This window comes from Streptomyces sp. NPDC032161 (assembly GCF_040636995.1).
Taxonomy (GTDB): Bacteria; Actinomycetota; Actinomycetes; order Streptomycetales; family Streptomycetaceae; genus Streptomyces.
In genome coordinates, this window is the sequence record NZ_JBEZVN010000075.1 from 1 (window position 1) to 8,884 (window position 8,884).

General features: G+C 68.4%; 8 protein-coding genes. 5 read left to right on the forward strand and 3 right to left on the reverse strand.

Going from position 1 to position 8,884, the window contains the following annotated elements:
• Window positions 1-240: aminotransferase class III-fold pyridoxal phosphate-dependent enzyme (locus AB0E67_RS35670; RefSeq protein WP_362034904.1), on the reverse strand; the 240-nt coding region annotated here is incomplete at its 3' end.
• 343 nt (window positions 241-583) lie between these two features.
• Here AB0E67_RS35670 and AB0E67_RS35675 point away from each other — a divergent pair.
• Window positions 584-1,930 carry an ArgE/DapE family deacylase gene (locus tag AB0E67_RS35675; RefSeq protein WP_362034906.1) on the forward strand — a complete coding sequence of 449 codons (1,347 nt, stop codon included), beginning with the start codon at window positions 584-586 and terminating at the stop codon, window positions 1,928-1,930.
• Window positions 1,931-2,170: 240 nt separating this feature from the next.
• Window positions 2,171-3,616: a cytosine permease gene (locus tag AB0E67_RS35680; protein ID WP_362034908.1), complete on the forward strand. Its 1,446-nt coding sequence runs from the start codon at window positions 2,171-2,173 to the stop codon at window positions 3,614-3,616.
• Window positions 3,617-3,924: 308 nt separating this feature from the next.
• Here the strand turns inward: AB0E67_RS35680 and AB0E67_RS35685 are convergent, their stop codons facing one another.
• Window positions 3,925-4,089, reverse strand: coding sequence for a hypothetical protein (locus AB0E67_RS35685; RefSeq protein WP_362034910.1), 165 nt, complete (start codon window positions 4,087-4,089; stop codon window positions 3,925-3,927).
• A 329-nt stretch (window positions 4,090-4,418) separates the two neighbouring features.
• On the opposite strand from AB0E67_RS35685, the gene AB0E67_RS35690 reads away from it, so the two are divergent.
• Both AB0E67_RS35690 and AB0E67_RS35695 read left to right on the forward strand, forming a co-directional pair.
• Window positions 4,419-5,042, forward strand: a complete 624-nt coding sequence (locus AB0E67_RS35690; protein WP_362034912.1) for a hypothetical protein — start codon at window positions 4,419-4,421, stop codon at window positions 5,040-5,042.
• 425 nt (window positions 5,043-5,467) lie between these two features.
• Window positions 5,468-6,160 (forward strand): IS5 family transposase, encoded by a 693-nt coding sequence (locus AB0E67_RS35695; RefSeq protein WP_362034914.1) that lies wholly within the window; start codon window positions 5,468-5,470, stop codon window positions 6,158-6,160.
• Here the strand turns inward: AB0E67_RS35695 and AB0E67_RS35700 are convergent.
• On the reverse strand, window positions 6,097-6,609 hold the full coding sequence (locus AB0E67_RS35700) for a hypothetical protein (protein ID WP_362034916.1): 513 nt from the start codon (window positions 6,607-6,609) through the stop codon (window positions 6,097-6,099). The genes AB0E67_RS35695 and AB0E67_RS35700 overlap by 64 nt on opposite strands.
• 350 nt (window positions 6,610-6,959) lie before the next feature.
• Here AB0E67_RS35700 and AB0E67_RS35705 point away from each other — a divergent pair, with 350 nt between their 5' ends.
• On the forward strand, window positions 6,960-8,120 hold the full coding sequence (locus tag AB0E67_RS35705) for an MFS transporter (protein WP_362034918.1): 1,161 nt from the start codon (window positions 6,960-6,962) through the stop codon (window positions 8,118-8,120).
• Window positions 8,121-8,884 lie beyond the last annotated feature (764 nt).

The window sequence follows — 8,884 nt, forward strand, 5'->3', positions numbered from 1 at the left end:
CGGGCGGTGGCCGAAGTTCAGGGCGGAGTAGCCCGCCAGGCAGTCGAGAAAGCGACGCCCGTCCACATCGGTCACCCAGGCACCGTCCCCGGAGGAGAGAACGACGGGCAGCGGATGGTAGTTGCGCGCCGCGAAGCGCTCCGTCTGCTCGACATGCTCCCGCGCGCTGTGCGAAGGAACCTGCGCGAACGTCCGTCCCCCGTGTTCGACGCTTCCGCGGCCCTCATCGTTCTGATTCATCCCGGCCCACGCCTTCCTGGCCGCCCGGCGTTCGGACAGCCGAAATTCTAGATTCACATACTTCACTCAACACCTAACATGAAAAATTTATTTCATCAAGGGTGAGGGTGAGCGAAGTGCGTTGCGCTCCCGGAGGTCCGGGGGTGACCTCGATGCGACTCCGCGCGCGAAGCCCGGTGACTCCGCGCGCGGCTCATTCGATGACCTCGACGTGTAACACAGATTTCGAGATTGGCTATTGACGCATGAATCCAATCACCTGTTTCATTCTGGCCAAGCGGCGAGGCCCGGCACCGAGACGGTAGCGGGCACCGCACCATCCGAGTGCGCCAGTGGAGGCGTAATGAGCTCGCCCGAAGAGACTTCCCAGCTGAACCACTTGATGTCCGTCATCGACGGACTGCGCGACGAGATGACGGCGAGCCTGCAGGAGCTCGTTCGGATCCCGTCCGTGAGCCCGAAATATCCCGGAATCGAGTACAAGGAACATGTCGGCCGGGAAGGTGAGGCCACCGCGCTGCTCACCGACCTCTACCGCCGCGCCGGGGCATCCGTGGATGTCTTCGCCGTGGAGGAGGGACGCGACAACGCCGTCGGCCGGATCGCCGGCAAGGGCGAGGGGAACTCGCTGATCTTCAACGGTCATGTGGACGTCGTCCCCGGCGGAGACCCGGCCGAGTGGACCAAGGCCCTGCCGTTCTCCGGCGAAGTGATCGGTTCCCGGATGTACGGCCGCGGGACCACCGACCAGAAGTCCGGGCTCGTCGCACAGGCCTATGCCGCGATCGCCCTGCGCGAGGCCGGGATCGAGCTCGGCGGAGAGCTGCAACTGCAGTGCGTGGTCGGTGAGGAGACCGGCGATCACGCCTGCGGGACGGGTGCGGTGGTCGAGCGCGGGTACGTCGCGGATGCCGCGGTCGTCTCGGAACCGAGCGCGCCGCCCACACCACTGTCGATCGTGGTCGCCAGCCCCGGACTGTTGTGGTTCTCGGTCACGGTCGAGGGCAAGAAGGTGCACGGCTCCATGCGGGGCACCACCATCCACCCCACCCAGTCCGGCGACTCGATCGGCGTGAACGCCATCGACAAGGTCTTCCTCCTCTACCAGGCGCTGCGTGCGCTCGAGGACGAATGGGCCCACACCCAGCGGCACGACCTCTGGTACAACGGCCACTTCTCCTTGCTGCCCGGTGCCATGCGCGGCGGCCCCGGCGACCTGACCGTCCCGTTCGCCCTCTCCGACTCGGCCACCATCGAGTACGGGGTCATGTATCACCCCGAGCGCTCCGCCGAGGACGTGATGGCCGAGATCCAGGCCGTCATCGACCGCGCGGCGGACGCCGATCCGTGGCTCCGCAACCACCGCCCGCGCTGTGAGTGGAAGCTCAACTGGGACCCGTTCGTCACCTCGCCCGACGACACCATCAGCCAGGCTGTCGCCGGTGCGTACCGGACCGCGGCCCAGGGCACCGACTTCTCCGACCAGCCCTCCTACACCGGGCTCTACGGCGTGTGCGACGCGACCGTGTTCACCCGGACCGGTGTGCCGTCCGTCGTCTTCGGCCCCGGTGACCTGCGCGTCGCCCACGGCAACGACGAGTACGTCGACCTCGACGAGGTCTGGCTCGCGGCCCGCACCTACGCCGTCCTCGCCACCCGCTGGTGCGGCACCGCTTCCCCCCTGTCCTGACCCGAGCGCCCCTTTTTCCTCGGACGGGCGGCGTCTCCGCCCGTCCGAGGCACTTCCCCTCCTCGTCCGGCCGCGTCCGTGCCCGTGCCCGTGCGAGGCACTGCGGACGGGCGGTTTCCGGCGCCTGTGCCCGGCGCCGAGGCGAACAGCCCACTCCCCTGAGGCGTCGCTCGCCGTCCTCCCTCCGTCTTTCTCCCCCTTACCTCCGTCTTCCCCATAGCCCGGATCAGAGGCCCCCTCATGACCACTGACATTCCACGCAGACCAGGCTCCGAAGGCAACGCACCGGAGTCCTACCGCCAGCCGACGGGAGTGGAGCAGTACGGCGTCGAACCCGTGCCGGACGACCAGCGGACCGTGCGCTGGTACGGCCTGTTCCAGATCATCTTCAACGTGATGCTCAACCCTGGCCTGATCCTCATGGGAGGACTCGCGATCCTGACGGGGCTCTCGTTCTGGGCCGCGGTCACCGCCCAAGTACTGGGCATCCTCATCGCCTTCATCGCCTACACCGTCATGGCCACGGTCGGCGTCGACTACGGCCTGCCCGGGATCGTGTCGACCCGGGCATTCCTCGGCATCGAAGCCTCCCGCTGGATCGTCTCCGTACTGCGCACCATCAGTTCGGCCTTCTGGTTCGCCTTCCAGACCCTGGCCGGCGCCATGGGCATCCTGGCCGTCATCGATGCCTGGCTCGGGGTGAAGCTGTCGCTCATCGGCGTCAGCATCGTCTTCGCGGTGCTCCAGGCCTCCGTCGCCCTCTTCGGATACAAGTTCCTCAAGGGGCTGTCGCAGATCGCCTTCCCGGTCAAGCTCGTGATCCTCGGGTACCTCTTCTGGCTGATGGCCACCCACCAGGCGCCGGGATTCGCGCCCGGTGAGGTCTTCTCCTACTCCGGTTCGGTCGGCTGGAAGTGGGCGGTGTTCGCGGCATGGGTGAACGCCATCGCGGCGGCGTGGTTCAGCCAGGTGACGGACGCGGCCGACTACTGCCGCTACTCCAAGTCCCGCAAGGACATGTGGACCGGCACCATGGCCGCCGCGCTGATCGGTACGGTCGGAGCCACCATCTTCGGCGCCTACGCCGCCGCCGCGACCGGCGGCAAGACGGCGAACGCCTTCGAGGTGATTCCCGGCCTCGGCGTCGGCTCGGTCACGCTGATCCTCGTCCTGATCGTGCTGATCCTTGACAACTGGACGATCAACGTGATGAACGTCTACACGGGCGGCCTGGCGCTGGCCAACCTCGCCACCCGGCTGGGGCGCTTCTGGTCGACCCTGGTGGTCGCCGCTGTGGGGACGGCACTGGCCGCCTTCCCCTCGCTCATCGACCAGTTCAGCGACTACATGTCGGTCATGGGAAACTTCTTCGCCCCCATCATCGGCGTGATCCTGGCCGACTACGTCTTCATCAAGCGGGGCCGCATCGACGTACCGGCCCTCTTTGACCCGCACGGTCCCTACCGCTACACCGGCGGCGTGAACGTCCTCGCCGTCGGCTGGGCGGTGATCGGCGCCGCCGTCTTCTTCGCCGTGCCCGAATCAGCGATGCCGATTCCCCTTGTGGCGCTCGGCAGTGGTGTCGGCTACGTGTTCACGGCCAGGATGTTCTCGTCATGGCAGGGCGACTCCGTGCCCCGCGTGGACGCACCCGGTGAACGCGCGCAGCCCGCGGTCAAGGCCTGACCGGCCGTCGAGCTCAATCCGGCCCCGACCTTTGGTGACGGACTACCCCCGGCCCAGGAGGCCGCGGGCGGGGCTCCGTCACGAAGGCGTTGGGGCCGGTCCGGGCGGCCCGAGTGCGGCAGTGAGAGTGGCCGGTCGCGGATGCGGCGCTGCGGTGATGCGTAGTTCGGCCCGTACGGTCTTGCCGCCGGACGGGAAGCTTGGTGCCCCAGCGGTCGGCGAGGTGCGCGACGACGAGGAGGCCGCGACGGGTTTCGCTGTCGCTCCCTGACGCGGGCTCGGGCCGGTGGTCCATGTGGGGGAGCCGTTCACGCGTCGGTGACTTCGACAAGGAGCGTGCAGGCACCGGAAGTTGAGCGCCGACTATCGGTGAGCGTCAGGGGCAGGCGGAAGTCCCGGCCCGGCACGCGGTCGTGCCGTACGGCATCGGAGGCGAGCTCCGCGACGACGTGCTCCGTGCGGTCGATCAGCACAGGTGGCGCATCCCATGCATGGAGTTGCGCGGTGGCCGGCAGACGGGCGAGCCATCGCTCGACGGCCGCGACCCGTCGCGGCCCCCGCGGCCGCTTCTGGCGATCCAGGAGCGGGACCACCCCGGACGACGTCCCGTTCTGATCAGCCGACGCGCGGGCTATGCCGCAGCGCCTTTCGTTCGAGGGCGCCCCGTCAGGGTCTGCCCCATTGCACGTTCGGTCGAGATCCGGATGACGACCCGTTCGGGGTCCGGGGCCGGCATACAGCCATACCGCTCTCCGCACCGGCGTCCCAGCAGCCGGGGGCCGTTCAGGTGCCGGAACCGCCGGTGGACGCCGTGCGCGAGGCTCTGGAGCGGGTGCTGCGCGGGACGGTGTCGCACCAGCTGATAGAGGTTGCACGGAGCGCGGCCTCGGCGGGTGAGGAGGGGCAGGACGCGTTGTACGCGGCTGCTGGCCGGTTGATCGGATCCCAGGCGTATCGCGGGGCGGCGCATCCCGCCTTGGTGCGCGCGGCGCTTGTGGCCGATGAGGATCTGCCTGAGGGGCCGGAGTTCCAGGCGGTGGTCCACCTGGTCGCGGCGATCGGCTTGGGGGCGCAGGAGGTGGGGCCGGACGCGCTGGCCGAGGTGTTCGCCTCCTACGGGATGTTCGGGCTGACGGTCGAGGACTTGGTGCGGATGCTGGGCGCGGCCGAGCAGGGCGAGGGGCCGTCGGTGGACTGGGGGTTGCTCCAGCAGCACGCGGACGTACTGGGGCCGGTTCAGCGGGCCAGTGACGAGGATTTGGTGCGGGCGCGGACCGTGCTGCTCGGTCTGCGGGTCTGCGGGGTTCTACGCGATGTACATGATGCATGGGCTGTTCATGCCGGATACGCTCGGGCTGGCCGCGCTGCGGGACCTGATCGACTCATGGTGCATGGGTCCGTTCCTGGACCACATGATCTCCCATAGCCCCTTCCCCCAGGCAGTTCGCCGAAAGCCTGGCGGTCTGTCTCGACCCGCTTTTCGACCAGCTGTACGAGGCGCTCATCTTGAGGGGTGGGTGTCGGACGGGAGTCTCGTTCGGATGATCGCGGCTGGCCGCAAGCATGAGGGCAGGGCCTCTTGGTAGCTCGGGGTTGCGAAGCCGACCGAGATCCAGGAGACCCTGTTGCCGCAGTTGTACGTGCTCGTGCCGGTGGAGTTCAACTCGGCTGCACCGACGCGTGATTGCGTCGCTCACCGGTTCGGGAATGCGGCCGATCACCCGGAACGTGTTCGGCGGTATCCCTCGGACATGACGGACGCGGAGTGGGCCGTGGTCCGGCCGCTGCTGCCGGTGCCGGGCTGGATGCGGGGCCGGGGGCAGGCAGCCGGAGGCGTACTGCCACCGGGCGATGCTGGACGCGATCCGCTATCTCGTGGACAACGGGATCAAGTGGCGGGCGATGCCGGCTGACTTCCCGCCGTGGGACCGGGTCTACGCGTTCTTCCGCCGTTGGCGCGACCACGTGCTGGTCAGGGAGTTCCACGACCGGCTGCGCGGCCGGGTCCGCCAGAAGGGGGGCCGGGATCCGGAGCCGAGCGCGGACGTGATCGACTCGCAGTCGGTCAAGGCGGACGCCGTCGTCGGTGCCGACAGCCGGGGCTTCGACGGCGGCAAGCTGATCAACGGCCGCAAGCGGCACGTCGTGGTCGACACCCTCGGCCTGCTGCTGGGCGTGATGGTCACGAGCGCGGACATCGGCGACCGCGCCGCCGCGAAGGCCCTGCTCGCCCAGGTGCCCGAAGCCCACCACCGGCTGGAACTCGTCTGGGCCGACGGCGGCTGCACCGGCAGCCTCGTCGAGCACTGCCCGGCCGCGTTCGCCCTGGTCCTGGCGATCGTCAAGCGCAGCGACGACACGCGCGGCTTCGTGGTGCTGCCCAAGCGGTGGATCGTCGAGCGGCTCTTCGCCCACCTGATGCGAAGCCGCCGCCTGGTGCGCGACTTCGAACGCCGCACCACCAGCGCCGAGGCGATGGTCTACTGGTCGATGACCATGATCATGACCCGCCGTCTTGCCCGCTCACGCCTCGCGCGAGCGTGAACCGGCCCGGCGCCGGCTCGACCAGCCAGCCCCGTGCGACCAGGCGCTTCGCCTTCGACCGCAACCTCCACCTTGGCCGGCACCACGTCCATACCGAAGGCGGAGGTCATCTCCTGGCAGGTCAGCGGGCCCTGACCGAGACGGACCCGATCTGCGAGCGCGGACGGGACGCGCTGATAGTCCGCCGACAGTGCCGTCCGGGCCAGCCCCTCGCGCCACACCGGAACCTGCGACTTCGGCTTCGCCGCCATGGGCGGTGACGCCCGCACCTCGGCCTCCGTCCCGGCGCCGCCCGGTCGCTCGGTGGCCACCGCGTCGGCTGAATCGCCGCCCGGCGCGGACAGCACCGCACTCACACGCTCGCGAGCGATCGTCCACTCCAGCCACTCCTTCTCGGCCGTCGCGAGCTCGGCCTGGATCCGGTCGACTTCCTCGCGCAACCCGTCCACACGACGACGGGCGGCAAGCTCGTGCTGTTCCAGCAGTCCGACAACCTACGGCATTCACGACCTCCACGGGAGCGACGAAACAACGATCCATCACTCCCGCACCGACGCTGCCCCTACCCCTGACCAGCGAAAACGCAGTCGTCAGACTCGGAAAGACAACAGCCTCTCAGGTGGATGGCCGTTCAGCCATCTCTGGCGCTGACGTCTCGCACGGCGCGCTGCTGCACGGCTGCGCCGAGCCCAAGGGAGATCATGAAGACCGCCGCCGCGTCACCGGAGATCATCAGCACAGGATCGGGGCCTTCCGCCGGTTCGCGTCGGCCAGTCTCATCTCGGCGACCGGGTCTGCGATGGCCCCTCTCGCGCTGGCCTACTCCGTCATTCAGCAGGGTGGAGGAGCCGGATCTCTCGGCCTGGTCCTCGCCACGAACACCGTCCCCACGATCGTGTTCCTGCTCATGGGCGGTCTCTTCGCCGACCGCCTGTCCCGAAGCCGACTCCTCTTCGTCGGGAACTTGCCGGCCGCGGGTGCGCAGGGTGCCCTGGCCGTCACCGTGGCCACGGGACATGCGACGACTGCCTCGATTGCGGCGTGCGGCTTCGTCTCGGGAACGGCGGCCTCGTTCATCGTTCCAGCCATGCAAGGCGCCGTCGCGCAGATCGTCCCCGAAGAGCACCTGCAGCAGGCCAACGCGTTGCTCAGGCTCCCGAGCAACGCGGTGAGGGTGCTGGGGCCGGTCGCCGGCGGATTCGTCGTCGCCGCGAGCGGCGCAGCGTGGGCACTGGCCTGGGACGCGTTCACGTTCGCCGTCGCGGCTGTCCTGTTTCTTGGTCTGCGCCTCGAAGCCCCGCCCACTACGCCCGCCGGCGTCCTGGCCGATCTGCGGGCAGGCTGGGCAGGCTTTTGGTCCCGTACCTGGCTGTGGACCTATACCGCCGCCGGCACAGTCCTCGTCGCCGCCTGGCTGGCGGGCTTCCAGCTTCTTGGCCCCCTTGTTGCCGCGCGGCAGTACGCCGGAGCACGTGACTGGGGTCTGATCCAGGCCGCGTTCGCCTCCGGCCTGCTGGCGGGAACCCTCGTATGCCTTCGCTGGAAGCCGTACCGGCTGCTCACCGTCGCGGTGATCACGGCTGGCGCCCTCGCGCTCCCGCTGGTGGCCATGGCCTGCAGTCTGTCTCTGCCACTCGTTCTGGTGGCCGCCTTGCTGGCAGGCATCGGACTCGACATCGCGATCGTTGCCTGGAACACCGCATTCCAACAGCATGTGCCCCAGGTCGAACAGGGCCGAATGAGTGCGTTCAACGGCGTCGGGGAACGCCTCGGCTACCTCATCACCGCCCTCGCAGCCCACTCGTGGAACGGCCCGGCAGTCCTCCTGGCCTGCGCCGCAATGATCACGGTCGCGACCGTCCTCAACCTCTGCGTCCCGGACATATACCGTGTCAACCGGCTCACCCCGAGCCATCAGTCGAGGGCATCGCATGACGATCGTGAGGTAGAGCAGGCGTAAGCGACGTTCCTGCTGGTGTAGAGGCGTTGTTGGAGTAGTGCGGAGCACCCTCCCTCGGTGTTTGGGCTGCGAGGTAGTGGGTCCAGCTGTCGTTGGCGCATCTGGCCCATGTCTCCGCTGTGGAGGGGCTGAGGCCGAAGAGGTCGGCGACGACGATGGGCGGGAGCGTGGTGATGGCCTCGATCATGGCGGTGTTCCTGGCGCTGAGGACCGGCAGGCCGTGCTGTCTCAGCAGGTTGCCCACCCCATGGGGATTGCGGGGTCGATGGGGGAACTTGCCAGGAAGTAGGTAGGGGGAGGCTTCATCCAGAGCCCGGCGCATGCGGGTGGTGTGTGAGGCCGCCCTCTTCTGGAGCCGGTGCTGGCACGGGCTGTATCGGAATGCTTGGCGCCGGGTTCAGGGATGAGGGTGTTGGTTGAGCCATTGCTGAAGTTCGCGGTGGCGGAACTGGTAACCAGGCCCGCTGTAGCGAAGGAGACCGGCAGTGACGGCCCAGTCGAGGAAGACAGCGAGGCGGAAGGGCAGCTTGCCGCGTGAGCACAGCAAGAACACCGCGTACCTTCGCGCCGCACGAGCGAACCCGCTTGCGAGCCCGGCCACAAGCCCGACAGTGCACCCAACGGTGAGTCCGTCGTCGATTCCGCCCAGGAGTCCGCCCAGGAGTCCGGCTAGTACTCCAGTACGGTTTCGTGATCTACCCAGCGGATTCGTCGGCGGCCCGTCGTTGGTAGTGGCTGTGTCGGGCTGTTGCCTGGTGGTGTCT